Here is a 25,845-nt window from a genome sequence, read left to right as displayed (position 1 = left end):
TGCCATCCGATGTCGTCTCCTGCCTTTCTCAGACCCGCCCGCGCCGTCACGCCAATGGCCTTCGTGCGAGCCATCGTGCGCGGCTACCAGCGCTATGGCATCGATCCGTCCGAGGCGCTGCGCGCGGCACAGATCACGCCGCGCGAACTGGCCCGGCCCGACGCCCGGGTCACGGCCGCGCAGTTCGAGGTGCTGTCGGATCACGCCATGCGGGAACTCGACGACGAAGCGCTCGGCTGGTTCTCGCGCCGGCTGCCCTGGGGCAGTTACGGCATGCTGTGCCGCGCCTCGCTGACCGCGCCCGACCTGGGCGTGGCGATCAAGCGCTGGTGCCGCCACCACCACCTGCTGACCGACGACATCGGCCTGTCGCTCGAGATGGCGGGCGGTGTCGCCACGCTGCGCGTGGCCGAACGCCGCGCGCTCGACGACGCATTCCGCGAGTTCTGCCTGGTGACGAGCCTGCGCTTCATGCACGGCTACATGTGCTGGGCCATCGACTCGCGCATCTCGCTGCGCCAGGCCAGCTTTCCGTTCGCGGCGCCGGCACACCGCGATGCCTATGCGTCGATGTTCACGCCCGACACGCGCTTCGACGCGGCCTGCGCGAGCATCGCGTTCGACGAGCGCTACCTCGCCCTGCCCTTGCAGCGCGACGAGCGCGCGCTGCGCACCATGCTCAAGCGGGCGCTACCCCTCACGATCCTGCAGTACCGGCGCGACCGGCTGCTGGGCCAGCGCGTGCGCGAACTGCTGCGCTCGCACGCCGGCGAAGCCACCACCGCCGAGGGGCTGTCCGCATGGCTCAATGTGTCGAGCCGCACGCTGCACCGGCAGTTGCACGAGGAAGGAACCTCGCTCCAGGCGCTGAAGAACGAGGTGCGCCACGAGATGGCCGTGGACCTGCTGCGCCGCACGGCGCGCCCCATCAAGCAGGTGGCGCTGGCGGTGGGCTTTCGCAACGAGAAGAGCTTCGCGCGCGCCTTCCTGCAATGGACCGGGCAGGCGCCGAGCGATTTCCGCCAGCAGGTGAAGAAGTAGAAGTAGCGCTCAGGCGGCCGCAGGTGCGTCGATGCGCGCCAGCGCCGCGGCGATGGAAGCGCTGTCCTCGGGGCGCACGAGCTTGGCGACTTCCTTGCCGTCGCGCATGAACACCAGCGTGGGCCAGAGGCGCACGCCGAACGAGCGGCCGAGCGGCCGCCCGCTGCCGTCCTCGACCTTGATGCGGCGGATGTGCGGGTACTGGGCAAAGGCCTCGGCGATGTTCGGCTGCGCGGCCTTGCAGATGCCGCACCAGTTGGTGCCGAACTCGACCACGGCGGGGCCTTCGAGGGCATCGATCTCGGCGCGCTCGGGCTGCGCCGTCTGGTATTCGGAAGTCATCGGGGTCTGGCTCCTTGTGAACGTGCTCGTTGCCATTGCAGCAGAAAGCGCGCGGGCCTGTTCGCCGCAGGGGTTTCAGGCCTGCTGCATGCCGTGCGCGGCGAGCAATGCGGGCAGTTCGCGCATGTCGCTGAACACCTGCAGCGCACCGACGCTGCGCAGTGCCTCGGGTCCGCTGTGGCCTGATTCGCCGGTGCTGTAGCCGAACACCGTGGCGCCTGCGGCCACGCCGGCGGCGGCGCCCGTCACGGTGTCTTCGACCACCGCGCAGCGCTTCGGATCGACGCCCAGCGCTGCCGCTGCTGCGAGGTAGACGTCGGGATGCGGCTTGGAGCGCGGCATCTCGTGGCCGCTGAAGATGCGGCCCTCGAAGAACTCGATCAGGCCCGTCTTGGCCAGCTGCAGCTCGACCTTGTGGCGATCCGCGCCCGAGGCGCAGGCGATGCGCCCGTCTAGCGTGGCGTGGATCTTGCGGATCGCGTCGAGCGCATGGGGAATGGCCTCGAGGTCGCGTTCGAGCGCTTCGTTGCGGCGGCCGCGGAAGGTCTTGAGCCAGTCCTCGGTGATCCGCACGCCGGTCTTCGATTCGATGAGCGCGGCCTCGTCCTTCACGGCCTTGCCGGTGAAGGCGTTCATCGCCTCTTCGGTGCTGAGATGCCAGCCGAGCTCGCCGAGCATTTCGGCGAGCACGCGGTTGGTGATGGGCTCGGAGTCGACGAGTACACCGTCGCAGTCGAAGAGGACTGCGGCGAAGGGGAAGGTGGGCATTGAGGTGTCTTTTTGGGGATCTTGGGCTTTGGGGATGGTAGCAACGCGTGAGCTAGGTTTGTTTTCCGGAGCCGGGTTTCGCCCCGGCCCCGAACCCAAAAGAATCAGGAAGAAGACACAGCCCGAATCGGTATGTACATCTCCCCACCCCCCGCCACGAACTCCCGCGACTTCTCAGCCATCCCCGCCGAAGCAGCCTCCGCCTCGGCCACCCCCTTCTTCGCCGCGTACTCCCGCACCTCCTGCGTGATCTTCATCGAGCAGAACTTCGGCCCGCACATCGAGCAGAAGTGCGCCACCTTGCTCGAATCCTTCGGCAGGGTCTCGTCGTGGAATTCACGCGCGGTGTCGGGGTCGAGCCCGAGGTTGAACTGGTCCTGCCAGCGGAACTCGAAGCGCGCCTTGCTCAGCGCATCGTCGCGCGAGCGCGCCCCCGGATGCCCCTTCGCCACGTCGGCCGCGTGCGCGGCGATCTTGTACGCAATGATCCCCTGCTTCACGTCGTCGCGGTCCGGCAGGCCGAGGTGCTCCTTCGGCGTCACGTAGCAGAGCATCGCGGTGCCGGCCCAGCCGATCATCGCGGCGCCGATCGCGCTGGAGATGTGGTCGTAGCCTGGCGCGATGTCGATCGTCAGCGGCCCGAGCGTGTAGAACGGCGCCTCGTGGCAGTGCTTGAGCTGCTCGTCCATGTTGGCCTGGATCATGTGCATCGGCACATGGCCCGGCCCTTCGATCATGGTCTGCACGTCGTGCTTCCAGGCGATCTGCGTGAGCTCTCCGAGCGTGCGCAGTTCGGCGAACTGCGCCTCGTCATTGGCGTCGGCACCCGAGCCGGGGCGCAGGCCGTCGCCGAGCGAGAAGCTCACGTCGTAGGCCTTCATGATGTCGCAGATGTCCTCGAAGTGCGTGTAGAGGAAGCTCTCCTTGTGGTGCGCGATGCACCACTTGGCCATGATCGAGCCACCGCGCGAGACGATGCCGGTCATGCGGTCGGCCGTCAGGTGGATGAACGCCAGGCGCAGGCCGGCGTGGATGGTGAAGTAGTCCACGCCCTGCTCGGCCTGCTCGATCAGCGTGTCGCGGTAGATATCCCAGGTCAGGTCCTCGGCCACGCCACCGACCTTCTCGAGCGCCTGGTAGATCGGCACGGTGCCGATCGGCACGGGGCTGTTGCGCACGATCCAGTCGCGCGTGGTGTGGATGTTCCTGCCGGTCGACAGGTCCATCACGTTGTCGGCGCCCCAGCGGATGGCCCAGACGAGCTTCTCCACCTCTTCCTCGATGCTCGAGGTGACGGCCGAGTTGCCGATGTTGGCGTTGATCTTGACCTTGAAGTTGCGGCCGATGGCCATCGGCTCGACTTCGGGGTGGTTGATGTTGGCGGGAATGATCGCGCGGCCGCGCGCCACTTCGTCGCGCACGAACTCGGGCGTGATGATGCGCGGAATCTGCGCACCCATCGGGTTGCCGGCCACGCGCTTCGCCCGCTCCTCGTTGGCGAGGTACTCGGCCATCCACTCGCGCTTGCCGTTCTCGCGCAGCGCCACGTACTCCATCTCGGGCGTGACGATGCCACGGCGCGCATAGTGCATCTGCGTCACGTTGGCACCCGACTTGGCGCGGCGCGGCGTGCGCTGCAATGCCGAGGCGCCGGCGCGCAGTTCGGCCAGGCGCTGGGCATCGCGGTCTTCGTTCTTGGCGCCATCGTCGAGCGCATGGTGCATGCGGCCTTCGTAGCTTTCGGTGTCGTTGCGTTCGGCGACCCATGCGCCGCGCACGTCCGGCAGGCCGCGGCGCACGTCGATCTCCACCTTCGGGTCGGTGTACGGGCCCGAGGTGTCGTAGAGCGAGACGGTCTCGCCGTTGGTGAGCTGAACGTCACGCACGGGCACGGCGAGGTCGGGCCGGCTGCCGGGAATGACGCACTTGTGCGATGCGGGGAACGGCTCGCGCGTCAGCGACAGCAGCGAGGTGAACTTATCGGGGGCATTCATCGATCGGGCACTCCTTGTGGAAAGACAGGGTGCTCCGCAATCGCTCGGTGGCCTTCGGCAGATGCCCGCCACAAGATGGTGTGGCGGACCGAAGTCAGGGAGTGCAGCTCTTCTTACGCCGGTATGACCCGGATCAAGTTCGCGGGTCGGCAGCTTGCCATCTCAGCACGCCACATGCGTGCACCCCGGAGCGGTGCCTATTGTGCGGGCCGCCGCACGGGGCGTCAACCGGCAGGCTGCTGCAGGTCGCCGTCGAGGTAGTACCAGCGCTCGCCCTCGCGCACGAAGCGGCTGCGCTCGTGCAGGCGCGTGGCGGCACCGCTGGAAGCGCTGCGCTGGCGCGCGACGAATTCGACTTCGGCATGGTCGGCGTCGAGCACCGAGCGCGAACGCACATCGAGCCCCAGCCATTTCACGCCCGGCTCGAAGTCGATCGACGCCGGCCGCTTCGTCGGATGCCAGGTGGCGAGCAGGTAGGGGGCGCGCTCCAGCACGAAGGCGGTATAGCGCGAGCGCATCAGCGACTCGGCGTCGGGCGCGGGCGTGTGCTCGAAGTCGTCGACGTAGCGGCCGCAGCACATCGTGTAGCCGATGGGCTTGTCGCGGCGGTCGGTGCGGCCGCAGGGGCAGGGTCCGGAGGTGGGATCGGTGGCGCTCATGGAGACCGCTATTGGAACATTTCCGCGCGGGGCCCCCCGCAGCGCGCCGGATGGGTGCATCCACCGTTGGCGCGGCGCTTGCTACAAGCTAGGCTTCCGGCACGAGGAGATGATGCGATGTACCTCACGGCCTCCGAGCACAAAGCGCTGCGCGGCGTCTTCACGCTGTTGGCAGAAGACCGCGGCGAGCGCGAGATCCGCGAGCGCCTTGGCTGGGCGCTGCTCGACCTGCTGCGGGCCGACCAGTTCGCCTCGTACGTCTGGCACGCCGAGCACGGCAGCTTCGGCGAGCGCGTGGCCCTCAACATGGACCCGGCCAACCTCGACCGCTATGCCGAATGGCACCAGCACCACGACCCGATCACCTTCGTGCTGCAGTCGCGGCGGCGAGCGACGCGCGTGACCGAAGTGATGCCGCAGCGCGCGCTGATGCGCACGCCGTTCTTCGGCGACTTCCTCGCGCGCGACGGCCTGCACTGGGGCATGAACCTTCATGCGTTCGAAGGCGCGCATGCGTTGGGCGACCTGCGCATCTGGCGCCGCAAGGGCCGCAGCGACTTCGGCGACCACGAGAAGGCACTGCTCGACCTGGTGGAGCCGGCATTCGCCGGCGCGCTCAGGCGCGCGCAGCAGCATCGCGCGCCGGCCGCATCGCTGCTGAGTGCGCGCGAGCAGCAGGTGGCCGACGCGGTGCGGCAGGGCCTGACCGACAAGGAGATCGCGCGGCGCATGGGCGTGGGCGTGCCGACGGTGCGGACCTACCTGCGCCGCACCTTCGACAAGCTCGGCATCGAACGGCGCTCGGCGCTGGCGGCACGCATGGGCGCGGAAGCACCGGCCACGCGCTGAATGAGCCGCCCCCTGCCGCGCTACTTCGGCGCGGCGATGCGCCCGAGCACGGCTTCCACCGCGAGCCCCAGCGCCAGCAACCGGCGATCGCTGCCGGCGGGGCCGTCGAACTCCAGCCCGATCGGCAACCCGCTCGCCGCGCCGATCCCCGATGGCAGTTGCAGGCCCGGAATGCCGGCATTGCTCCCCGGGTCGGTGTTCTGGATCAGCGCGCCGAAGTTCTCGGGACTGCTCGACTCCGGCCCGGCCGCGAGCGCCACGCGCGGCACGGTGGCGAACACCAGCGCATCGAGGCGGTGCGTCGCGAAGGTGTCGCGATAGAGCTTCTGCAGCGCCGGCCGCGCGACCTTCATGGCGTTGTCGTAGGCCGGCTTCGCATCGATCACGCCATTCGGCGCGGGCAGCTTGCGCGGCACGACGAAGGTTTCGAAGGTGCCCTTGACGTCGGCGCTCGCGATGCCGGCGACCAGCTGCGCCATGTCGACGCCGGTGCGGTACTTCGCAAGATAGGCCACCATGTCGTCGTGCGCCTCGTAGAGCGCCAGCGGAAAGCCGATGGCGCCGTTGAGTTCCATGAGCTTCGGCATCTCCACCTCGACCAGCGTTGCGCCGGCTTCGCGCAACCTGGCGAGTGCCGCGTCGGTGGCCGCGCGCGTGTCGGCGTCGAGGTTCTCGTGGAAGGCCGGCACCACGCCGAGCCGCACGCGCTTCAGGTCGACCGGGCGGACCGCCGCACCACCGGCGATCACGCGGTCGAGCAGCGCGAGGTCGGCCACCGACGCGGCCATCGGCCCTGCGGTGTCCCGGGTGTGCGAAATGGGCGCGATGCCCTGCTGCGGATAGCGCCCGATGCTCGGCCGCAATGCGGCGCAGCCGTTGAACGCGCACGGGATGCGCACCGAGCCGCCGGTGTCGGTGCCCAGTGCGGCCGTCACGATCCGCGCGCCCAGCGCCGCGCCATTGCCGGACGACGAACCGCCCGCGACGCGGCTTGCGTCGTAGGCATTGCGCACGCCCACCTCGGGCCCGCTCTGGAACGCCGGATTCCATCCCGTCACGCCGAAGGCCAGCTCGTGCATGCTCGTCTTGCCGAGGATCACGGCGCCGGCCGCGCGAAGCTTCGCGACCACCGGCGCATCGGCGGCGGGCACGAAACCCTTGAGCGCGGGCGTGCCGGCCGTGGCGGGCAGGCCCTGCACCTGGATGTTGTCCTTGATGACCACCGGCAGCCCGGCCAGCGGCTTGCACGCAGCGCCGCCGCGCTGGCGCTGGCGTTGCTGCGCATCGGCGGCGCGCGCGGCCTTCAGCGCGCCCGCTTCGTCGAGCGTGACGAAGGCATTCAGCTCCGGCCGGGCCTTGGCCCGCGCGATCGAGGCCGTCACCAGTTGCTCGCTGGAGAGCGTGCCGGCGCAAAGCTGCCGGACCGCTTCGCTGGCGGTGAGCACGGCGATGTCGCCGGCGGCAGGCTGCGCGGCTGCGGCGGCGCTGCACAGGAGAAGGGAAAGGGAAACGGCTTTCTTGGACGACTTTGGCACGACAGAACCTCCGATGAAGAGGCCGCCATGCTGCACCGGCGCCGCGGTGCTGTCTGTCGTCGAAACCGATGACAGAAAGCGCGGCGGGCGCTCAGGCCAGTGCGCGCTGAATAAGAAGCTTCTGGATGTCCGACGTGCCTTCGTAGATCTGGCACACCCGCACGTCGCGGTAGATGCGCTCAAGCGGAAAGTCGTTCACATAGCCGTAGCCGCCGAGCGTCTGGATGGCGGCACTGCAGACGCGCTCGGCCATCTCGCTCGCGAACAGCTTGGCCATCGCGGCTTCCTTGAGGCAGGGCCGGCCTGCATCGCGCAGGCTCGCGGCATGCCAGATGAGCTGCCGCGCCGCCTCGAGCTGCGTGGCGCAGTCCGCAAGGCGGAAGCCCACGGCCTGCTGGTCGAAGATCGCGCCGCCGAAGGCCTGGCGTTCCTTCGCATAGGCGAGCGCGACCTCGAACGCGCTGCGCGCCATGCCCACGCTCTGCGCCGCGATGCCGATGCGCCCGCCCTCGAGCGCGCCAAGCGCGATCTTGTAGCCCTCGCCCTCCTGCCCGATCAGGTTCTCGGCCGGGATGCGGCAGCCGTCGAAGTTGATCTGCGCGGTGTCGCTGCTGTGCTGGCCGAGCTTGTCCTCGAGCCGCGCCACGTTGTAGCCCGGCGCATCGGTCGGCACGATGAACGCGCTCATGCCACGCTTGCCCGCGGCCTTGTCGGTGACCGCGATCACGATCGCCACCTGGCCGTTCTTGCCGCTGGTGATGAACTGCTTGACGCCATCGATGACCCAGCCGTCGGCATCCTTGCGCGCGGTGGTGCGCAGGCTCGACGCGTCGCTGCCGGCCTGCGGCTCGGTGAGGCAGAACGCGCCGAGCATCTGTCCTTGCGCCAGCGGCTCCAGCCACTGCTTCTTCTGCTGTGCATTGCCGTAACGCAGCATGATGGCGTTGACCGGGCAGTTGGTCACGCTGATGGCGGTGCTGGTGCCGCCGTCGCCGGCGGCGATTTCCTCGAGCACGAGCGCGAGCGTCAGGTAGTCGAGGCCGGCGCCGCCGTGCTCCTCGGGCACGCAGATGCCGTAGGCGCCCAGCGCCGCGAGGCCCTGGTGCGCTTCCTTCGAAAAGATGTGCTCGCGGTCCCAGCGCGTGGCGTGGGGCCAGAGTTCGGCTTGCGAGAACGCGCGCACCGCGTCGCGGATGGCTTCCTGGTCGGCACTGAGCAGCATGGCTGTGTCTCCTGTGTTTTTTTTCTTGGCGCGGGCCTGCAGCGGCTACTTGCCGGCGCCCAGGTCCATGATCAGCCGCGCGGCCATGTACAGGCGGCGCGGGATGGCGCTGGTGTCGACGTACTCGGCCTTGTCGCTGTGGTAGCCGAAGCCCGGCAGGCCCAGGCTTTCAATCACCGGCTTGCCCGAGAGCGCCGCATAGGCCGCATCGGTGCCGCCGCCGGTGCGTTCGGCAATGTCGAGCGTGCCGCCCGCCTCCTTGTAGAAGGCGATGGCCTTGTCGACCAGTTTGCGGCCGCCTTCGCCGGCATTGAAGGCCGGACGGCCGCGCGTGATGAGCACCTTGACGTCCGCTTCGGGCAGTTTCTTCTGCTGCGCACGCTCCTGGAGCGTCTTCATCGCGGCGTCGAAGTCCTCGTTGCGCGCGTAGCGCACGTCGGCATTCAGCGTGGCGCTTGCCGGGATGATGTTCGACACGTTGCCGGCCTTGGCGATGGTCCAGTTGAAGCGCAGGTTCTTCGACTTGTCGTCGATGTCCATCGTGCGCAGCACGAGATCGGAGGCCTCGACCAGCGCGTTCACGCCGAGCTCGGGCGCCGCGCCCGCATGCGAGGCCTTGCCGGTGATGTTGACCTGCACGTAGGCGATGCCCGAGGTGCCGAGGGAGAGCTTCTCGTCACCGGCGCTCGTGGGTTCGAACGACAGCACGTAGTCGGCCTGCTTCGCTTCTTCCTGGATCAGGTCGCGCGAACCGAAGGAGCCCTTTTCCTCGTCGGTGTTGAACAGCACGGTAATGGTGCCGAAGTCGCGCACGCCGTAGTCCTTGATCAGCAGCTTGAGCGTGTGCAGGATCACGGCGTTGCCGCCCTTGTCGTCGGCGATGCCGGGACCGTAGGCCTTGTCGCCCTCGATCTTGAACGGGGCCTTCGCGAGCGTGCCCTTCGGATAGACCGTGTCCATGTGCGACATCAGCAACAGGTTCTTGCCGCCGCGCCCCTTGAGCTTGCCGACGATGTTGTCGCCCACGACGAGCCCCGCCGACTTGTGCCGTGTGACCGTGAAGCCGAGGTTCTTGAGTTCGCCCTCGAGGTACTGGCCGGCGGCCGCGAGGCCTTCGGCATCGCCGGTGCCGGTCTCGAGGTTGACGAGTTTTTCCAGCGTCTTGATCAGCGCGGGCTGCTCGTCGGTGGCGGCCTGAAACAGCACGTTGTCGCGCTTCTGGGCCCAGGCGGCGCTCGCCACGAAGGCGGTGGCCAGCACGACGGCCATGGCGGTACGGTGAAAGGAAGGGCGCATGAAGACTCCTGCTCTACGCATTGTTGGATGTTGGTCTGGGGGCGCCCGGGGGGCGTCCGCTCATAGCAATTCGAGTGCCACCGCCGTGCCTTCGCCTCCGCCGATGCACAGCGTCGCCACGCCGCGCTTCTTGCCGCGCGCCTTGAGCGCATGCAGCAGCGTGACCATGATGCGTGCGCCGCTCGCGCCGATCGGGTGGCCGAGCGCGCAGGCGCCGCCATGCACATTGACGATCTCGTGCGAAACGTCGAGTTCGTGCATCAGCGCCATCGGCACCACCGCGAAGGCCTCGTTGACTTCCCACAGGTCGACGTCGCGCACGCTCCAGCCGGTCTTCTTGAACAGCTTGGCGACAGCGCCGACCGGTGCGGTCGAGAACCACTCGGGCTGCTGCGCATGCGTCGCATGGCCCACGATGCGGGCGATCGGCGTTGCGCCGATCTTCCTGGCGTGCGATTCGGTCATCATGACCAGCGCCGCGGCGCCGTCGTTGATCGACGAGCTCGAGGCGGCGGTGATGGTGCCGTTCTCTTTCTTGAACGCGGGCTTGAGCGTGGAGATCTTGTCGAGCTTGACCTTGCCCGGGCCCTCGTCGATCGAGACCACGGTATCGCCGCCGCGGCCCTTCACGGTGACGGGCACGATCTCGTCCTTGAACGCGCCGGATTCGGTGGCGGCCTTGGCCCGCTGCACGCTGGCGATCGCGAAGGCGTCCTGCTGCTCGCGCGTGAACTTGTACTTGGCCGCGCAGTCTTCGCCGAAGGTGCCCATGGAACGGCCCGGCTGATAGGCGTCCTCGAGGCCGTCGAGCATCATGTGGTCGAAGATGCGGTCGTGGCCCATGCGGTAGCCGCCGCGGCCCTTGAGCATGAGATACGGCGCGTTGGTCATGCTTTCCATGCCGCCCGCCACCATCACCTCGTGGGTGCCCACAAGCAGCAGGTCGTGCGCGAGCATGGCCGCCTTCATGGCCGAGCCGCACATCTTGCTGAGCGTGACCGCGCCGGCGCTGTCGGGCAGGCCGCCCTTGTAGGCCGCCTGGCGCGCCGGCGCCTGGCCCTGGCCCGCCATCAGGCAGTTGCCGAACAGCACTTCGCCGACGCTGTCGGGCGCAATGCCGGCGCGCTCCACGGCGGCCTTGATGGCAGCGCCGCCGAGGTCGTGCGCCGCGAGCGACGCGAAGTCGCCCTGGAAGCTGCCCATGGGAGTGCGTGCAGCACCGACGATGACGATGGATTCGGACATTTCAGATCTCCTTGTGGATGGATGTTCAGAAGTGGGTCGCATGCCCCTCGTGCGGGAAACGCTGCGATTCCTCGTACGGGAAGACGTCGAGCATCTGCCCGGCCTCGATGCGCTGCTTGTGGTGCTGCCAGAAGGCGGCGTCGAGCAGGTCGGCATGGTGCGCCATGAAGGCCTCGCGCACGGCGTCGTTGCCGAGCAGGAACGGGCCGAAGGTCTCGGGGAACACGTCCTTCGGGCCCACCGAATACCAGACCTCGCCGCTCATCTCGTCCTCCTCGTTGCGCGGCGCGGGCACCTTGCGGAATTTGCAGTCGGTGATGTATTCGATCTCGTCGTAGTCGTAGAAGACGACCTTGCCGCCACGCGTGACGCCGAAGTTCTTCCACAGCATGTCACCGGGAAAGATGTTGGCGGCGACCATGTCCTTGATGGCATTGCCGTACTCGACGACCGCATGCTCGAGCTGCTCCCTGGCGCGCCGTGCGTGCGCCGGGGTTTCGGGGTCGGCCAGCGTGTCGAAGGCCTCCTGCAGGTAGATGTTGAGCGGGATCATGCGGCGCTCGATGTAGACGTGCTTGAGCACCAGCTCCATCTCCCCGTTGCCGTCGCGGTCGGCGATCTCGAGCTGGCTGGGTGCGAATTTCTTGATCTCCTCGATGAGTTCGGGCTCGAATCGGTCGAGCGGAAAGCCCACGTCGCTGTATTCGAGCGTGTCGGCCATGCGCCCGACGCGGTCGTGCTGCTTCACGAGCAGGTACTTGCCCTTGATCTGCTCGCGCGTGGTGTCCTTCTGCGGCGGATAGAAGTCTTTGATGACCTTGAACACGAACGGGAAGGAAGGCAGGTCGAACACCAGCATGACCATGCCCTTGATGCCGGGCGCGATGCGGAAGCGGTCGCTCGAATAGTTCAGGTGCGAAAGAAAGTCGCGGTAGAAGAGCGTCTTGCCCTGCTTAGCGAGGCCGAGTGCGTTGTAGATCTCGGCGCGCGGCTTGCGCGGCATCAGCGAACGCAGGAACTGCACGCAGGCCGAGGGCACTTCCATGTCGACCATGAAGTACGCGCGCGCAAAGCTGAAGAGCATCTGCAGGTCGTCTTCGCCGAACAGCACCGCGTCCACGTAGAAATGGTCTCGGCTGTCGTGCAGGATCGGCAGCGAGAACGGCAGCTCGGTGAAGCCGTTCATGATCTTGCCAACCACGTAGGCACCCTTGTTGCGGTAGAACAGGCCCGAGAGCACCTGCAGCTGAAAGTTGGCGCGCAGCTTCACCTGGTCGAAGCGCCCCATCATGGCATTGGCCACGCGCTCGGCGTCGCGCCGCTTGTCGGCGAAGCTGCCCTGCAGCGCATAGTCGTCGATCATCTGTTCGATGGTGTCGGCCAGCGCCTCGTCGCTCGGGTAGTAGGGCCGGTATGTGGGCGCACCGCGCGGCTCGATGTATTCGGTGCTGATCGCCGGGCGCACGAAGATGAAATCGTTCTGGAAGTAGGCGCGGTGCAGGATCTTCGTTGTCACCGAGTTGAAGAAGCTCTCGGCCAGCTCGGGCTGGTGGTGGTCCACAAGCAGGCCGATGAAGTGCAGCTTGACCTGGTGCCACACCTCCATGGGCTGCTCGCCGGCCTTGAACTCCTTCTCGAGGCGGGCCACCGCCTCGTTCACCCGCAGGTCGTAGAACTCGATGCGCTCGCGCTGCGCGCGCTGCTGGCCATGCCAATCGGCTGTTTCGAACCGGTGCTTGGCGCGCGCCGACTCGGCGCGAAACAGCGTGTAGTGGCGGTTGAAGCCGTCGATCATCGCCTTGGCGATATCGTAGGCCAGCGGGGAATCGAGACGCTGCGGGAACATGCGTTCAGCCGGCGCTTGTGGGTGTCGCGTTCTGGCCGGCTTCGTCGGCGGCCGCCACGGCGGCACGCGGCAGCGGCGTGGCTTCGGACGGCGTGCTCCACTTGAAGCGGATGCGCTGCACCGCGGCCTTGTACACCGCGTCGAGCGGCTTGGCGCCGTCCACGCTCAGGCCCAGGTCCTGCAGCAGGCCGTCGTGCACGCCGAAGGTCCAGCCATGGATCGTGACCTGCTGGTCGCGGCTCCAGGCGTCGACCATGACCGTGCTCACCGCCACGTTGACCACCTGCTCGGCCACGTTGAGTTCGCACAGCGCATCGGCGCGCACGTCCTCGGGCAGGCTGTCGAGCATCACGTTGTGCCGGTCGCGCACGTCCTGAATGTGGCGGATCCAGTTGTCGGCCAGGCCGATGCGCTTGCCGCTGAGAGCGGCCGCCACGCCGGCGCAGCCGTAGTGGCCCACCACCATGATGTGCTTGACCTTCAGGTGCTCCACGGCGAACTGGATCGCCGACAGCGCATTGAGGTCGGAGTGCACCACGATGTTCGCGACGTTGCGGTGCACGAACACCTCGCCGGGCTCGAGGCCGGTGATCTGGTTGGCGGGCACGCGGCTGTCGGAGCAGCCGATCCACATGTAGCGCGGCGTCTGCTGCTTCACCAGGCCGGTGAAGAAGCCGGGCCGGTCGCGTTCCATCTGTGCGGACCAGGCACGGTTGTGGGCGAAGAGGTCGTCGAGTGTTTCGGTCATGGCGGTGATTGTCGATGAGTCGTGGTTCGGTCGAAGGTCGATGTCGGCATCTCAGGCCGGCCTGGCGGCTTTCTGCGCGCGGGCCAGCGCCGCGCGGCCTTTTTTCTCCTGCTCGCGCACTTCGGCCAGATTGGCCTGCAGCTCGACGAGCTGCGCCTCGAGCTGCGCGCGGTGCGCGCCGAGCACGCCAAGGAACTTCTGCAGCTGCGCCACGGTGTCGCGCGGGCTGTCGTACATGTCGAGGATGTCCTTGGCCTCGGTCAGGCTCAGGCCGAGGCGCTTCGCGCGCAGCGTGAGCGTGAGCCGCGCCCGGTCGCGCGCGCTGTAGATGCGCTGCATGCCCGAGCGCTCCGGCGTGAGCAGCCCCATGTCCTCGTAGAAGCGGATGGCGCGCGTCGTGAGGTCGAACTCCTTCGCGAGCTGGCTGATGGTGAAGGTCTGCGCGGACATGTGGCGAAAGGTAAGGGCGGAATACGTCCGGAAGGGCGTTGCGGTGGCGACAGCAGGTTTGTGCCGCCGTCCCTACAATGGTGCCCTCAACCTATGACGTTTACGTAAACGTCAATCTTACATGAACCTCCTCGAACGCGAACTCCACTACCCCCTGGGCGACACCCTGCCCGTCCCCGGCGAAGCATTGGAAGTCGCACCGGGCGTGCGATGGATCCGCATGCGGCTGCCCTTCGCGCTCGACCACATCAACCTCTGGCTGCTGCGCGACAGCATCGGCGGCGTCGAGGGCTGGACGGTGGTCGACTGCTGCATCGCGCACGACGAATCCCGCGCCCAATGGGAACAGGTCTTCGAGACCCAACTGCAGGGCCTGCCGATCCTGCGCGTGATCGTCACCCACATGCATCCGGACCACATCGGCCTGGCCGAATGGCTCTGCACGCGCTGGAACGCGCCGTTGTGGATCAGTTCGACCGACTACCACGTGGCACGTGTGCTCACCACCAGCGGCGACACGCTCGCGGGCGGCGAGGCGGCGGCGCGCTTCTTCGCCTCGCACGGCCTCAGCGACCCGGAGGCGATGGCCAAGATCCGCGCGCGTACCAGCTACTACGCGAACATGGTGCCTGCGGTGCCCGACCGCTTCGTGCGCATGATGGACGGCGACACCGTCATGATCGACGGCCATGCATGGCGCTGCATCAGCGGCTACGGCCACGCGCCCGAGCACATTGCGCTCTACTGCGACGAACTGAAGCTGCTGCTCGGCGGCGACATGATGCTGCCGCGCATCTCGACCAACGTGAGCGTGCACGCCAGCGAACCCGATGCCAACTCGCTGCGGCTGTTTTTGGACAGCATCGACAAGTTCAAGGCGCTGCCGGCCGACACGCTCGGCCTGCCGTCGCACGGCAAGCCCTTCACGGGCATCCACCGCCGCGTCGACCAACTGCAGGAACACCACCGCGACCGCCTGGCCGAGCTGCTCGAGGCCTGCATCGCAGGGCCGCTGACGGCCGCCGAGGGCCTGCCGATCCTGTTCAAGCGCGCGCTCGACCTGCACCAGATGACCTTCGCGATGGGCGAGACGGTCGCGCACCTGCACCTGCTGTGGTTCGCAGGGCAGGTGCGGCGCGAGCTGGGCGAGGACGGCGTCTACCGCTTCAGGGCGGCCTGACGAAGCAGAAGAAGCCGCCGCCGTGCGCGCCGCAGCCGGGGCCGCATAGACTTGGCGGCCATGAACATGCCGCACACGCTCGCCGCGCTGCGCGCCGGCCGGCTGGCGGGCGCGCGGCGGCTCGATCTCTCGTGCGGGCTGACCGAGTTTCCGCGCGAGATCTTCGCGCTCGCCGATTCGCTCGAAATACTGAACCTGTCGGGCAATGCGCTCGAGGCGCTGCCTGACGACCTGAGCCGGCTGCACCGGCTGCGCGTGCTGTTCTGCTCCGACAACCGCTTCACCGAACTGCCCGCCTCGCTCGGGCAATGCCGCTCGCTCGAGATGGTCGGCTTCAAGGCCAACCGCATCCGCAGCGTGCCCGCGGCGGCGCTCGAACTGCCGCTGCTGCGCTGGCTGATCCTCACCGACAACCAGATCGATTCGCTGCCTGATGCGCTCGGGCGCTGCGCACGGTTGCAGAAGCTCATGCTCGCGGGCAACCGCCTGCAGGCGCTGCCGGCATCGCTCGCGGCCTGCGGGCAGCTCGAGCTGCTGCGCATTGCGGCCAACCGCTTCGAGCAGTTGCCCGCCTGGCTGGCATCGATGCCCCGGCTCGCATGGCTCGCGGCGGCCGGCAATCCCTTCGATGCCGCCGCGGAAGACGCGGCCATCGCCGCGCCTTCGGTGCCGAGCGTGCCGTGGCACGAGCTGGCGCTCGGCAAGAAGATCGGCCAGGGCGCCTCGGGCGTGATCCATGAAGCCGTGCTGCGCGGCGTGCAGCCGGTGGCGGTCAAGCTGTTCAAGGGGGCGGTCACGAGCGACGGCTGGCCGCACAGCGAGATGGCGGCCAGCGTCGCGGCGGGCGAGCATCCCACGCTGGTCGCGGCGCAGGGCCGCATCGGCGGGCATCCCAAAGGGTGCGACGGCCTGGTGATGGCGCTCGTCGATCCGGCGTTCGCCACGCTCGCGAGCCCGCCGAGCTTCGACTCGTGCACCCGCGACGTGTACGCCGAGGACGCGCGCTGGCCTTCGGCGGTGGCGCTCCGCATCGCACGCGACATCGCCTCTGCGATGCGGCACCTGCATGCGCGCGGCATCGTCCACGGGGACCTCTACGCGCACAACATCCTGTGGCGGCCGGAGGGCGGCGCGCGGCTCGGCGATTTCGGCGCGGCCTGGATGCCCGGCACGCTCGGCGCGGCCCAGGCACGCGCCTTCCAGGCCGTCGAGATGCGTGCCTTCGGCTGCCTGCTCGAAGAGCTGCTGGCACGCTGCACCGATGCGCCGGGGCCCGCGGTCGCCGCGCTCGCGGCGCGCTGCCTGCAGCCCGATGCGGCCGCACGCCCGTCGTTCGACGAGGCACTGCCGCTCATCGAACGCGCGCTGTCGTCTCCATGACGCGCCGCCCGCCACCGCAACTGCCGCTGCCCACGCGCGACGGCGTCGGCCCGAGCTGCGTCGGCCTGCCGCAAGGCCCGTGGCCGACCATCGCCGAGTTCCTGGTCGAGCGCTTCACCGCGATCACGCGCGAGGCCTGGCTCGAACGCATGGCGGCCAACGACGTGGTCGACGAGTACGGCGTGCCCGTGACCGCGTCGCGCCGCTACGAGGCGCCGCTCAGGGTCTATTACTACCGCACGCTCGACGGCGAGGCACGCATCCCGTTCGAGGAGCAAATCGTCTACCGCGATGCCGACCTGCTGGTGGTCGACAAGCCGCCCTTCGTGCCCGTCATTCCCACCGGCAAGTACCTGCACGAGAGCCTGCTGGTGCGGCTGAAGCGCAAGCTCGGCATCGACGGCCTGGTGCCGATGCACCGCATCGATCGCGGCACGGCCGGGCTGGTGCTGTTCTCGGTGCGCCGCGAAACGCGCGGCGCCTACCAGGTGCTGTTCCCGGAGCGCCGCATCGACAAGCACTACGAGGCGGTCGTCCCCTGGCAGCCCGGGGTGTCGGCGGTGCCGGCCATCTACCGCAGCCGGCTCGTCGACGACGAAGCGCACTTCATGCGCGTCAGGGAGGAACAAGGCGGCGAGCCCAATTCCGAGACGCACATCGAGGTCGCGCAGCAGGCGGGAGGCCACGCGCTGCTCCGGCTCTCGCCGGTCACAGGGCGGCGCCACCAGTTGCGCGTGCACTGCATGGCGCTCGGCATGCCGATCGTCAACGACCCGATCTACCCCACGCTGCTGCCGCAGGGTGCCGACGATTTCGACCGACCGCTGCAGCTGCTCGCCAAGTCGGTGGCATTCGAAGACCCGCTGAGCGGCGAAGCGCGCACTTTCACCAGCCCCCGAAGCCTGGCGCTGCCGCCAAGGTGACGGCGCGCGGGCGCGCGGCGCACTAAGCTTCCCTCCGGCATCTTTCAAGACTCCGGAGACACCTACATGGACACCACCCGACTCTTCTCGCTCGAGGGCCGCAGCGCCCTCATCACCGGCGGCTCGCGCGGCATCGGCCGCATGATCGCCGAAGGCTTTCTGGCCCAGGGCGCGCGCGTGTACATCTCGGCGCGCAAGGCCGATGCCTGCGACGCCGCCGCCAAGGAGCTCTCGGCCTTCGGCCACTGCGTGTCGCTGCCGGCCGACGTGTCGACGCAGGAGGGCATGAAGGCGCTGGTCGAGGCCTATGCCGGCCACGAAAAGACGCTCGACATCCTCGTCAACAACGCCGGCGCCGCCTGGGGCGCGCCCTACGACGAATTTCCAGAGAGCGGCTGGGACAAGGTGGTCGACCTCAACATGAAGACGCCCTTCTTCCTCACGCAGATGCTCACGCCGATGCTGCGCGCCGGCGCCACCGACCACCTGGCGAAGGTGATCAACATTGCCTCGATCGACGGGATCGCGGTCAATCCGCTCGAAACCTATTCCTACGCGGCCAGCAAGGCCGGCGTGATCCAGCTGACGCGCCGCATGGCCACGCGGCTCGCGCGCGACCGCATCGTGGTGAGCGCCATCGCACCGGGCGCGTTCGCCTCCAGCATGAACAAGGATGCACGCGACAACGCCGAAGAGGTGGGCAAGCGCATTCCCGCCGGCCGCATCGGCACCCCCGAGGACATGGCCGGCGCGGCCATCTTCCTGGCCTCGCGCGCGGGCGACTACGTGCTGGGCTCGACGCTGGTGCTCGACGGTGGCGTGATCCACACGCGCGGAACCGACTAGGCACAACGGGCTGCCCCGCAGCGCCGCGTCGCGGGATCAACGCCAGCGGGGAACGGCTTCGTCCTTGAGCTGCGCGCGCAGAACACCGTAGTCCGGCACCACGCTCTCCACCGTTTCCCAGAAGCGGTGCGAGTGGTCCATCACGCGCAGGTGGGCGAGCTCGTGCGCCACCACATAGTCGATCACCGGCAGGCGGAAATGGATCAGCCGCCAGTTGAGCCGGATCGAACCGTCGGCACTCGCGCTGCCCCAGCGCGTGGCGGCGTTCGAGAGCGACAGCTTCTGCCACTGCACGCCGAGCCGCGGCGCGAAATGGTCGAGGCGCTCGATGAAGAGGCGTCGCGCGCTGCGCATGAGCCAGGCCTGGGCGGCATCGCGGATCTGCGACGGCGCTGCGTTCTGCGCCACCGCAAGGCGCAGGACGCGCGCTCCCGTGCCCTCGGCGCCGGCCTCGTCGAGCGTGCCGCCGACGCTCGAGAAGCCGTGCTTCGGGTCGAGCCGGATCACGACCGGCTCGCCCATGAACGGAAATTCGGCGCCGTCCTTCCACTCGATGCGCGTGGCCTCGACGCGCGCCTGGCGCTGCTGCGTCTCGCGCAGCTTGCGCAGGATCCAGTCGGCTTTCTCCTGCACGGCCGCATCGACGTCGCGCAGCGTGACCCAGCGCGGGGCGCGCACCGACAGTCCCTCGGCACCGACGAGAAAACCGATGGTCTTGCGCTTGCCGCGTTTGAACTCGTAGCCCACGCGCGCCGAGCCCAGGACCACTTCGCGCGTGGCCTGCGGATGGACGAAGCTCGCGAGCGCCAACGTGTCGCGCAGCGGAATCGCGGGCACTGCGGGCGCGGCGCCGGCATGCGGCGCAGCCTCGTCGGTCGCGGAAGGCGCGGGCGCAGGCGACACGGCCGGCGGCACCTGCGGCGCTTTCTTCTTGCGCGGCGTGCGCGGACGGTGCTCGGGCGGTGCAGGCGCGGCGAACTCGCTGCCGAGCTTCTCGAACAGGTCCATGGTGAACTGCAGCAGTGCCTGCATCGTCCGGCTCTTTCCTGCCTGCGCCGCCTGCGCTCTCTTCAGCGCCCGTGCGCCTGCTGCGCCTCGACGGGCGGGCTGCTGTCGCGATAGGCCTCGGGATCGAGCCGGTGCATCTCGGCTTCGATCCAGGCCTCGACCTCGCGCATCAGTTCGTCGGGCTTGCGTCCGACGCTGGAAATGGCCGGGCCGATCGACACGTCCACCACGCCGGGGCGTTTGATGAAGGCCTTGCGCGGCCAGACCTTGGCCGAGGTGACCGCGATCGGAATGACCGGCACGCCTGTTTCGCAGGCGAGCCGGGTGCCGCCATTCTTGTAGGTGCCTTTTTGCCCGCGCGGAATGCGCGTGCCCTCGGGGAACATGATGATCCAGATGCCCTGCGCGAGCAGCTTGCGGCCCTGGTTCACCACCTTGTTGAAGGCCTGGGCGCGCTGACTGCGATCGATGTGGATCATGTCGAGCCGGGCCATCGCCCAGCCGAAGAAGGGCACGTAGATCAGCTCCTTCTTGAACACGTAGGCCAGCGGGTGCGGCATCAGCGTGGGCATGAGGAAGGTCTCGAAGGTGGACTGGTGCTTGACCAGCAGGATCGCGCCTGCGAGCTGGTCGGTGGGCAGGTTCTCCATGCCGCTCACGCGGGTGCGGATGCCCAGCAGCACCCGCGCACCGTCGATTGCCCAGCCGAGCCAGCGCGCGGCCATCCAGTAGAGCGGGATGCCGCGCTTCCAGAGCGAGCTGACGCACATGATGATGCCCCAGGGCACCACGGTGACGAGCATCCAGAGGGCATGGACCACGGAACGGAGAAAAGCCATCAGACAGCCACCTGCAGTGCGGCCTGCGCTTCGCGCGCAAGCAGAAAGTCGACAAAGGCGGCCAGGTCGTTGTGGACCATGGTGTTCGCCGGGTATTCGGAAGGCAGCGGATCGACGCCGCGGCAGGCGGCGCCCATGCCGGTGAGCAGCAGGTGCGGTTCGCATCCGGCCGCAGCGCCGGCCTGCAGGTCGCGCAGGCTGTCGCCCGCGGTCGGCACGCCCTTGAGATCGAAGCCGAAGCGGTCGGCGATCTGGCGGAACAGCCCGGGCGCCGGCTTGCGGCAGGCGCAGCCCTCGTCGGGGCTGTGCGGGCAATAGAAGACCGCCTCGACCCGCCCGCCCACGGCCGCGAGCATCTTGTGCATCTTGGCGTGCATGGCATTGAGCGAGGCCATGTCGAACAGGCCGCGCCCGAGCCCCGACTGGTTGGATGCGATCACCACGTGCCATCCCGCATGGTTGAGCCGGGCCACGGCTTCGAGCGCGCCGGGCAGCGGCGTCCACTCGACGTCGCTCTTCACGAAGTCTTCACGGTGCACGTTGATCGTGCCGTTGCGGTCGAGGATGACGAGTTTCATGGGGTTGTCCCTTCAGACTCCTGATGACGCCGCGCGAACGCCAAACCTCAAGCCGCCAGCCGCTCGAGCTGCGCCACGCGGTTCATCGCCACGTGCAGCGACATCAGCAGGCCGAGCCGGTTGAGCCGCAGGTCGGCCTGCTCGGCGTTGACCATCACGCCGTCGAAGAAGGCATCGACCGGCTCGCGAAGGGCTGCCAGGGTCTGCAGCGATCCGGTGTAGTCGCCAGCGTCGAACTGCGCATTGGCGGCCGGCACGACCTCGGCCATGGCGGCGTGCAGCGCCCGCTCGGCGGGTTCCTGCAGCAGCAGTTCGCTCACGTGCGCATCGGCCTCGGGCGCCTTCTTGAGAATGTTGCCGATGCGCTTGTTGGCGGCGGCCAGCGCGGCGGCGGCCGGCAGCGCGGCAAAGGCGCGCACGGCCGCGAGCAGGCGCGGCACTTCGCCCAGGCGCTGCGGGCGGGGCGCGAGCACGGCGTCGACCTCCTGCGCGCTGGCGCCCTGTTCGCGCAGGCTGCCGGCGAGCCGGTCGAGCACGAAGTCCTGCAGCTCGGCGGTGGCGCGCTGGCGCTCGAAGCCCTCGATTCCGTCGAACTGCGCAGAGGCCTCGGCCAGCAGCGCGTCGAGGTCGAGCGGCAGGTTCTTCTCGATCAACATGCGGATCACGCCGAGCGCATGGCGGCGCAGCGCGAACGGGTCGCGGTCGCCGGTGGGCAGGTTGCCGATGCCGAACATGCCGACCAGGGTCTCGAGCTTGTCGGCCAGTGCGACCACGAGGCCGACGGGATTGCGCGGCAGCTCGTCGCCCGCGAAACGCGGCTTGTAGTGGTCTTCGATGGCGTCGGCCACCGCGGCATCGAGGCCGTCGTGCAGCGCGTAGTAGCGGCCCATGATGCCCTGCAGCTCGGGAAACTCGCCGACCATGTCGGTCACGAGATCGGCCTTGGCGAGCTGCGCGGCCTGGGTGGCGTGGGCCGCGAGCGTGGCGTCGCCGAGCTTGCCGGCCAGCGCCTGGGCGATGCCGCGTGCAATGCGCATGACGCGCTCGACGCGCTCGCCCTGGGTGCCGAGCTTGTTGTGGTAGACCACCTTGGCCAGCGATTCCACGCGCGAAGCCAGCGACTTCTTGCGGTCCTGGTCGAAGAAGAACTTCGCGTCGGCCAGCCGCGGCCGCACCACGCGCTCGTTGCCGCCGACGACCGCGCTGGCGTCGTCGGGGCTGATGTTGCTGACGACCAGGAACTGGTGGGTGAGCCGGTTCTGCGCGTCGAGCAGCGGAAAGTACTTCTGGTTGGCCTTCATCGTGAGGATGAGGCATTCCTGCGGCACTTCCAGGAATTCGCGCTCGAAGCTGCAGACCAGGACGTTGGGGCGCTCGACCAGCGCGGTCACTTCGTCGAGCAGCGCGTCGTCGTGAATCGGCACGGTGCCGCCGCCCACGCGCACCGCCGCGGCCGCGAGCTGGCGCGCGATCTCGGCGCGGCGCGTCTCGAAGCCCGCGATGACGGCGCCTTCTTCCTGCAACTGCAGCGCATAGCTGTTGGCATCGCGCAGCACCACCGGGTCGACAGCCGCCTCGAAGCGGTGCCCGCGGGTCTCGCGGCCGGCCTTCAGGCCGAGCGCCTCGACTGGCACGATGGCGTCGCCATGCAGCGCCACGAGGCCGTGCGCGGGCCGCACGAAGCTCACGCTGCTCCAGCCCGGCAGTTCGCATCCGCTTTCGAGCTGGTAGCTCATGACCTTGGGGATCGGCAGCTTGGCGATGGCTTCGGCCAGCGCCTTCTGCAGGCCTTCGGCGAGCGTCGCGCCCTTGGCGGTGCTTTCGTAGAACAGGGCCTCGGCCTTGCCGTCCATCGCGCGCTTCAGGCCCGCAACGGCCGACGCATCGGCACCGAGCGCGCCCAGGCGCTTCAGCAGCGCGGGCGTCGGCTGGCCCGAGGCATCGAGCCCCACCGACACCGGCATGAGCTTCTGCGACACGGCCCGGTCGGCGGCGCGATCGGCCACGAGCGTGAGGTGCGCGGCGAGGCGGCGCGGCGAGGCATAGGCGGTGAGCACCGAGCCGGCTTCGGCCAGGCCCTGCGCCACGAGCTGGTCGCGCAGCACGCCGGCAAAGGCCTCGCCGAGCTTCTTCAATGCCTTGGGCGGCAGTTCTTCGACGAACAGTTCAACCAGCAGGGAATTCTTGTTGTTCATGGGGATGGTCATCGCTCAGGCTGCCTTTTTGGGTGCGATCTGCGCGACCCATTCGCGCGGCGCCATCGGGAAGCCCAGCCGCTCGCGGCTCTCGTAATAGCTCTGCGCCACGCTGCGCGCGAGGTTGCGGATGCGGCCGATGTAGGCGGCGCGTTCGGTCACGCTGATCGCGCCGCGCGCGTCGAGCAGGTTGAAGCTGTGCGCGGCCTTGAGCACCTGCTCGTAGGCCGGCAGCGCGAGTTGTTCGGCCATGAGGTGCTTGGCCTGCTTCTCGTGTGCGGCGAAGGCGGTGAAGAGGAACTCGGCGTCGCTGTGCTCGAAGTTGTAGGTCGACTGCTCGACCTCGTTCTGCTTGTAGACGTCGCCATAGCTCAGGCCTTCGGTCCAGGTCAGGTTGTAGACGTTGTCCACGCCCTGCAGGTACATGGCCAGGCGCTCGAGGCCGTAGGTGATCTCGCCGGTGATCGGCTTGCAGTCGATGCCGCCGACCTGCTGGAAATAGGTGAACTGCGTCACTTCCATGCCGTTGAGCCAGACCTCCCAGCCCAGGCCCCAGGCGCCGAGCGTGGGATTCTCCCAGTCGTCCTCGACGAAGCGGATGTCGTTCTTCTTGAGATCGAAGCCCAGCGCTTCGAGCGAGCCGAGGTAGAGCTCGAGGATGTTGGACGGCGCGGGCTTGAGCACGACCTGGTACTGGTAGTAGTGCTGCAGCCGGTTCGGGTTCTCGCCGTAGCGGCCGTCCTTGGGCCGGCGGCTGGGCTGCACGTAGGCCGCCTTCCAGGGTTCGGGGCCGAGCGCGCGCAGGAAGGTGGCGGTGTGCGAGGTGCCCGCGCCCACCTCCATGTCGTACGGTTGCAGCAGCGCACAGCCCTTGTCGGCCCAGTACGACTGCAATTTGAGAATGATTTGCTGGAAGGTCAACATGAAGCAGGCCGGCGTGACCGGACATTGGACGGTAGCGCGGTGAAGAAGCACCGCGAAAGCAGGCGATTTTACGGTCGGAGGGCAACTCTCCCACAGCCGTCCGGCATGGTCGCTGCCGCGCCGGGCGCGCAGCGTGTGCGACAAACGAGGGCCGGCCGCGTGCCACCGCTTCACAGACAGACATGCAACCGCCCCACATCGGCCCCGAATCCCCCCTGTTCATCGTCCTCAACACCAGCTCCGGCAGCGAGGACGCCGCCGAGGCCCGCCGCACTATCGAAGAAGGCTGCGCCGCGGCCGGTCGCCGCCACCGCATCTTCGAGATCGACGGGCGCGTGACGGTCCAGGCGCTGGCGCGCGAGGCGGTCGAGCGGGCGCGCGCGGCGGGCGGGATCGTGGTGGCGGCGGGCGGCGACGGCACGATCAATGCGGTGGCCCAGGCCACGCTCGGCAGCGGACTGGCCTTCGGCGTGCTGCCGCAGGGCACTTTCAACTACTTCAGCCGCGCCCATGGCATTCCGCGCGATACCGCCGAGGCGCTGCAGGTGCTGCTGACCCAGCGGCCCCGGCCCGCGCAGGTGGGGCTGGTCAACGACCGCGCCTTCCTGGTGAATGCCAGCATGGGCCTGTATGCCGAGCTGCTCGAGGACCGCGAGAGTTACAAGGTGCGCTATGGCCGCAAGCGCTGGGTCGCCTTCTTCGCCGGGCTGCTCACGGTGATGCGCGGCCGCCGCCACTGGAACCTGCGCATGGCCTGGCGCGGGCAGGAACGGTCGATCCGCACACCGACACTGTTCGTCGGCAACAACCCGCTGCAACTGCTGCAGGTCGGCATCGAGCATGCCGACGCCCCCGAGAACGGCCAGCTGGCCGCCGTCACGCTGAAGCCCCTGGGCATGCTCGCGATGCCGGGTCTGCTGGTGCGCGGCGCGCTGGGCCGCTTGGGCAGCGCCGACGAGGTGCTGAGCTTTCCGTTCGAATCGTTGACGGTGAATGCCGGCCGCTCGCGCGGCCCGCGGCGCGTGAAGGTGGCGACGGACGGCGAGATCGCCTGGGCCGAGATGCCGCTCCTTTTCCGTGTCTCGCCCGAGCCGCTGTGGCTGGTACGGCCCGAGGTGGCACCGGAACTGGAGGCCGCCAAGCAATGAGCGGCCTGCTGCAGATTTCCGATCCGCATTTCGGCACCGAGCAGCCCGAGGTGCTGTCCGCGCTGGAACGCTTCGCGCGCGAACTCGCGCCGCAGGTGGTGGTGCTCTCGGGCGACATCACGCAGAGGGCCACGCGGCGCCAGTTCGCGGCGGCGCGCACCTTCGTCGACCGGATCGCGGCACCGGCGGTGGTGGCGATTCCGGGCAACCACGACATTCCGCTGTTCCAGTTGGGCGCACGCCTGCTTTCGCCCTACGGCCGGTATGCCGAGGCCTTCGGCGCCGAGCTGGAGCCGGTGTTCGAGTCCGCCGACTGGCTGGTCATCGCGGTCAACACCACGCGTTGGTACCGGCACGAGGACGGCGAAGTGTCGCCCGCGCAGGTCGGGCGCGTGGCGGATCGGCTGGCGCGTGCGCGCCCCACGCAGCTGCGCGTGGTGGTCACGCACCAGCCGGTGCTGGTGACACGGCCCGAAGACCTGCGCAACCGGGTGCACGGGCATGAAGCAGCCATTGCGCGCTGGTGCGCGGCCGGCATGGACCTGATCCTCGGCGGCCATATCCACTTGCCTTTCGTGCGTCCGCTCGCCGCGGCCTGCACCGCCTGCCCGCCCACGGCGTGGGCAGTCCAGGCCGGCACGGCCGTGTCGTCGCGCGTGCGCGGCGGGCACCCCAACTCGGTGAATGTGGTGCGCACGACGGATGCAGACGGCAGCCGCATCTGCCAGGCCGAGCGCTGGGACCATTCGGCGATCGAAAAGGCGTTCGTCTGCGCCAAGACATGGCAGCTGCCGCTGGCGGAGGGTTTCAAGGGACCGGGCTAAAGTCA

The 25,845-nt window shown here is 68.6% G+C and carries 24 protein-coding genes and 1 riboswitch; of the genes, 8 read left to right on the top strand and 16 right to left on the bottom strand.

Features of this window, described 5'->3' with window-relative positions:
• The first annotated feature begins 9 nt into the window (after positions 1-9).
• Positions 10-1,041, top strand: coding sequence for an AraC family transcriptional regulator (locus tag AC3A6J_RS23150; RefSeq protein ID WP_487862350.1), 1,032 nt, complete (start codon positions 10-12; stop codon positions 1,039-1,041).
• A 9-nt stretch (positions 1,042-1,050) separates the two neighbouring features.
• Here the strand turns inward: AC3A6J_RS23150 and AC3A6J_RS23145 are convergent, their stop codons facing one another.
• The 4 genes from AC3A6J_RS23145 to AC3A6J_RS23130 form a co-directional block, all read right to left on the bottom strand.
• Positions 1,051-1,383 carry a thioredoxin family protein gene (locus AC3A6J_RS23145; RefSeq protein WP_487862349.1) on the bottom strand — a complete coding sequence of 111 codons (333 nt, stop codon included), beginning with the start codon at positions 1,381-1,383 and terminating at the stop codon, positions 1,051-1,053.
• A 75-nt stretch (positions 1,384-1,458) separates the two neighbouring features.
• Complete coding sequence (locus tag AC3A6J_RS23140) at positions 1,459-2,151, bottom strand: HAD family hydrolase (RefSeq protein WP_487862348.1); 693 nt, start codon at positions 2,149-2,151, stop codon at positions 1,459-1,461.
• Between the two features lie 104 nt (positions 2,152-2,255).
• A complete protein-coding gene (thiC, locus tag AC3A6J_RS23135; protein ID WP_487862347.1) occupies positions 2,256-4,145 on the bottom strand; it encodes a phosphomethylpyrimidine synthase ThiC in 1,890 nt (629 codons plus the stop codon).
• 93 nt (positions 4,146-4,238) lie between these two features.
• Positions 4,239-4,343: riboswitch (TPP riboswitch) on the bottom strand.
• A gap of 26 nt (positions 4,344-4,369) precedes the next feature.
• Positions 4,370-4,804: a YchJ family protein gene (locus AC3A6J_RS23130; RefSeq protein ID WP_487862346.1), complete on the bottom strand. Its 435-nt coding sequence runs from the start codon at positions 4,802-4,804 to the stop codon at positions 4,370-4,372.
• 117 nt (positions 4,805-4,921) lie between these two features.
• Here AC3A6J_RS23130 and AC3A6J_RS23125 point away from each other — a divergent pair, with 117 nt between their 5' ends.
• Positions 4,922-5,653 carry a helix-turn-helix transcriptional regulator gene (locus tag AC3A6J_RS23125; RefSeq protein ID WP_487862345.1) on the top strand — a complete coding sequence of 244 codons (732 nt, stop codon included), beginning with the start codon at positions 4,922-4,924 and terminating at the stop codon, positions 5,651-5,653.
• Positions 5,654-5,673: 20 nt separating this feature from the next.
• On the opposite strand, the gene iaaH is transcribed toward AC3A6J_RS23125, so the two are convergent.
• The 7 genes from iaaH to AC3A6J_RS23090 form a co-directional block, all read right to left on the bottom strand.
• On the bottom strand, positions 5,674-7,188 hold the full coding sequence (iaaH, locus tag AC3A6J_RS23120; RefSeq protein WP_487862344.1) for an indoleacetamide hydrolase: 1,515 nt from the start codon (positions 7,186-7,188) through the stop codon (positions 5,674-5,676).
• 91 nt (positions 7,189-7,279) lie between these two features.
• On the bottom strand, positions 7,280-8,410 hold the full coding sequence (locus tag AC3A6J_RS23115) for an acyl-CoA dehydrogenase family protein (RefSeq protein WP_487862343.1): 1,131 nt from the start codon (positions 8,408-8,410) through the stop codon (positions 7,280-7,282).
• Positions 8,411-8,455: 45 nt separating this feature from the next.
• Positions 8,456-9,706 (bottom strand): glutamate carboxypeptidase, encoded by a 1,251-nt coding sequence (locus tag AC3A6J_RS23110; protein ID WP_487862342.1) that lies wholly within the window; start codon positions 9,704-9,706, stop codon positions 8,456-8,458.
• A gap of 60 nt (positions 9,707-9,766) precedes the next feature.
• Positions 9,767-10,951, bottom strand: a complete 1,185-nt coding sequence (locus AC3A6J_RS23105; RefSeq protein WP_487862341.1) for an acetyl-CoA C-acyltransferase — start codon at positions 10,949-10,951, stop codon at positions 9,767-9,769.
• A 25-nt stretch (positions 10,952-10,976) separates the two neighbouring features.
• On the bottom strand, positions 10,977-12,797 hold the full coding sequence (gene aceK, locus AC3A6J_RS23100; protein ID WP_487862340.1) for a bifunctional isocitrate dehydrogenase kinase/phosphatase: 1,821 nt from the start codon (positions 12,795-12,797) through the stop codon (positions 10,977-10,979).
• A 4-nt stretch (positions 12,798-12,801) separates the two neighbouring features.
• On the bottom strand, positions 12,802-13,545 hold the full coding sequence (gene can, locus AC3A6J_RS23095) for a carbonate dehydratase (protein ID WP_487862339.1): 744 nt from the start codon (positions 13,543-13,545) through the stop codon (positions 12,802-12,804).
• 51 nt (positions 13,546-13,596) lie between these two features.
• On the bottom strand, positions 13,597-13,995 hold the full coding sequence (locus AC3A6J_RS23090; protein ID WP_487862338.1) for a MerR family transcriptional regulator: 399 nt from the start codon (positions 13,993-13,995) through the stop codon (positions 13,597-13,599).
• Between the two features lie 121 nt (positions 13,996-14,116).
• Between AC3A6J_RS23090 and AC3A6J_RS23085 the strand changes: the two genes are divergently transcribed.
• The 4 genes from AC3A6J_RS23085 (at position 14,117) to AC3A6J_RS23070 (ending at position 18,324) form a co-directional block, all read left to right on the top strand.
• The gene (locus tag AC3A6J_RS23085; RefSeq protein ID WP_487862337.1) at positions 14,117-15,175 is read left to right on the top strand and encodes an MBL fold metallo-hydrolase; all 1,059 of its coding nucleotides are present in this window, start codon (positions 14,117-14,119) and stop codon (positions 15,173-15,175) included.
• 66 nt (positions 15,176-15,241) lie between these two features.
• Positions 15,242-16,555, top strand: a complete 1,314-nt coding sequence (locus tag AC3A6J_RS23080; RefSeq protein WP_487862447.1) for a leucine-rich repeat-containing protein kinase family protein — start codon at positions 15,242-15,244, stop codon at positions 16,553-16,555.
• Positions 16,552-17,478 (top strand): pseudouridine synthase, encoded by a 927-nt coding sequence (locus AC3A6J_RS23075; protein ID WP_487862336.1) that lies wholly within the window; start codon positions 16,552-16,554, stop codon positions 17,476-17,478. Before AC3A6J_RS23080 ends, AC3A6J_RS23075 begins: the two co-directional genes overlap by 4 nt.
• A 66-nt stretch (positions 17,479-17,544) precedes the next feature.
• Positions 17,545-18,324 (top strand): SDR family oxidoreductase, encoded by a 780-nt coding sequence (locus tag AC3A6J_RS23070; protein ID WP_487862335.1) that lies wholly within the window; start codon positions 17,545-17,547, stop codon positions 18,322-18,324.
• A 36-nt stretch (positions 18,325-18,360) separates the two neighbouring features.
• Here the strand turns inward: AC3A6J_RS23070 and AC3A6J_RS23065 are convergent, their stop codons facing one another.
• The 5 genes from AC3A6J_RS23065 to glyQ are packed head-to-tail and all read right to left on the bottom strand — an operon-like array spanning position 18,361 to position 23,868.
• The gene (locus AC3A6J_RS23065) at positions 18,361-19,356 is read right to left on the bottom strand and encodes a M48 family metallopeptidase (RefSeq protein WP_487862334.1); all 996 of its coding nucleotides are present in this window, start codon (positions 19,354-19,356) and stop codon (positions 18,361-18,363) included.
• A 38-nt stretch (positions 19,357-19,394) separates the two neighbouring features.
• On the bottom strand, positions 19,395-20,171 hold the full coding sequence (locus tag AC3A6J_RS23060) for a lysophospholipid acyltransferase family protein (protein WP_487862333.1): 777 nt from the start codon (positions 20,169-20,171) through the stop codon (positions 19,395-19,397).
• Positions 20,171-20,749, bottom strand: a complete 579-nt coding sequence (gmhB, locus tag AC3A6J_RS23055; protein ID WP_487862332.1) for a D-glycero-beta-D-manno-heptose 1,7-bisphosphate 7-phosphatase — start codon at positions 20,747-20,749, stop codon at positions 20,171-20,173. Before gmhB ends, AC3A6J_RS23060 begins: the two co-directional genes overlap by 1 nt.
• Positions 20,750-20,796: 47 nt before the next feature.
• Entirely contained in the window at positions 20,797-22,944 is a 2,148-nt protein-coding gene (gene glyS, locus AC3A6J_RS23050) for a glycine--tRNA ligase subunit beta (RefSeq protein WP_487862331.1), read from the bottom strand.
• A 15-nt stretch (positions 22,945-22,959) separates the two neighbouring features.
• Positions 22,960-23,868 (bottom strand): glycine--tRNA ligase subunit alpha, encoded by a 909-nt coding sequence (gene glyQ, locus AC3A6J_RS23045; protein ID WP_487862330.1) that lies wholly within the window; start codon positions 23,866-23,868, stop codon positions 22,960-22,962.
• A gap of 182 nt (positions 23,869-24,050) precedes the next feature.
• Between glyQ and AC3A6J_RS23040 the strand changes: the two genes are divergently transcribed.
• The gene (locus AC3A6J_RS23040) at positions 24,051-25,016 is read left to right on the top strand and encodes a diacylglycerol/lipid kinase family protein (RefSeq protein WP_487862329.1); all 966 of its coding nucleotides are present in this window, start codon (positions 24,051-24,053) and stop codon (positions 25,014-25,016) included.
• Positions 25,013-25,840, top strand: coding sequence for a metallophosphoesterase family protein (locus AC3A6J_RS23035; protein WP_487862328.1), 828 nt, complete (start codon positions 25,013-25,015; stop codon positions 25,838-25,840). The genes AC3A6J_RS23040 and AC3A6J_RS23035 overlap by 4 nt, the downstream gene beginning before the upstream one ends.
• The last annotated feature ends 5 nt before the right edge of the window (positions 25,841-25,845 follow it).

The sequence above is a fragment of the Variovorax sp. Soil_C_39 genome, assembly GCF_057656815.1.
The sequence above is the reverse complement of the archived record's forward strand: the minus strand, read 5'-3'. Positions and strand labels throughout refer to the sequence as shown.

Excerpts from the sequence above, each read along its gene's own strand:
- AC3A6J_RS23065 (WP_487862334.1), bottom strand. The coding sequence starts at position 19,356 with ATGCAGGCACTGCTGCAGTTCACCATGGACCTGTTCGAGAAGCTCGGC.
- thiC (WP_487862347.1), bottom strand. The coding sequence starts at position 4,145 with ATGAATGCCCCCGATAAGTTCACCTCGCTGCTGTCGCTGACGCGCGAG.
- AC3A6J_RS23130 (WP_487862346.1), bottom strand. The coding sequence starts at position 4,804 with ATGAGCGCCACCGATCCCACCTCCGGACCCTGCCCCTGCGGCCGCACC.
- AC3A6J_RS23145 (WP_487862349.1), bottom strand. The coding sequence starts at position 1,383 with ATGACTTCCGAATACCAGACGGCGCAGCCCGAGCGCGCCGAGATCGAT.
- AC3A6J_RS23035 (WP_487862328.1), top strand. The coding sequence starts at position 25,013 with ATGAGCGGCCTGCTGCAGATTTCCGATCCGCATTTCGGCACCGAGCAG.
- AC3A6J_RS23075 (WP_487862336.1), top strand. The coding sequence starts at position 16,552 with ATGACGCGCCGCCCGCCACCGCAACTGCCGCTGCCCACGCGCGACGGC.
- AC3A6J_RS23140 (WP_487862348.1), bottom strand. The coding sequence starts at position 2,151 with ATGCCCACCTTCCCCTTCGCCGCAGTCCTCTTCGACTGCGACGGTGTA.
- AC3A6J_RS23080 (WP_487862447.1), top strand. The coding sequence starts at position 15,242 with ATGCCGCACACGCTCGCCGCGCTGCGCGCCGGCCGGCTGGCGGGCGCG.
- aceK (WP_487862340.1), bottom strand. The coding sequence starts at position 12,797 with ATGTTCCCGCAGCGTCTCGATTCCCCGCTGGCCTACGATATCGCCAAG.
- AC3A6J_RS23125 (WP_487862345.1), top strand. The coding sequence starts at position 4,922 with ATGTACCTCACGGCCTCCGAGCACAAAGCGCTGCGCGGCGTCTTCACG.
- AC3A6J_RS23060 (WP_487862333.1), bottom strand. The coding sequence starts at position 20,171 with ATGGCTTTTCTCCGTTCCGTGGTCCATGCCCTCTGGATGCTCGTCACC.
- AC3A6J_RS23090 (WP_487862338.1), bottom strand. The coding sequence starts at position 13,995 with ATGTCCGCGCAGACCTTCACCATCAGCCAGCTCGCGAAGGAGTTCGAC.
- glyQ (WP_487862330.1), bottom strand. The coding sequence starts at position 23,868 with ATGTTGACCTTCCAGCAAATCATTCTCAAATTGCAGTCGTACTGGGCC.
- AC3A6J_RS23105 (WP_487862341.1), bottom strand. The coding sequence starts at position 10,951 with ATGTCCGAATCCATCGTCATCGTCGGTGCTGCACGCACTCCCATGGGC.
- AC3A6J_RS23110 (WP_487862342.1), bottom strand. The coding sequence starts at position 9,706 with ATGCGCCCTTCCTTTCACCGTACCGCCATGGCCGTCGTGCTGGCCACC.
- gmhB (WP_487862332.1), bottom strand. The coding sequence starts at position 20,749 with ATGAAACTCGTCATCCTCGACCGCAACGGCACGATCAACGTGCACCGT.
- AC3A6J_RS23040 (WP_487862329.1), top strand. The coding sequence starts at position 24,051 with ATGCAACCGCCCCACATCGGCCCCGAATCCCCCCTGTTCATCGTCCTC.
- AC3A6J_RS23070 (WP_487862335.1), top strand. The coding sequence starts at position 17,545 with ATGGACACCACCCGACTCTTCTCGCTCGAGGGCCGCAGCGCCCTCATC.
- AC3A6J_RS23085 (WP_487862337.1), top strand. The coding sequence starts at position 14,117 with ATGAACCTCCTCGAACGCGAACTCCACTACCCCCTGGGCGACACCCTG.
- AC3A6J_RS23115 (WP_487862343.1), bottom strand. The coding sequence starts at position 8,410 with ATGCTGCTCAGTGCCGACCAGGAAGCCATCCGCGACGCGGTGCGCGCG.
- can (WP_487862339.1), bottom strand. The coding sequence starts at position 13,545 with ATGACCGAAACACTCGACGACCTCTTCGCCCACAACCGTGCCTGGTCC.
- glyS (WP_487862331.1), bottom strand. The coding sequence starts at position 22,944 with ATGAACAACAAGAATTCCCTGCTGGTTGAACTGTTCGTCGAAGAACTG.
- AC3A6J_RS23150 (WP_487862350.1), top strand. The coding sequence starts at position 10 with ATGTCGTCTCCTGCCTTTCTCAGACCCGCCCGCGCCGTCACGCCAATG.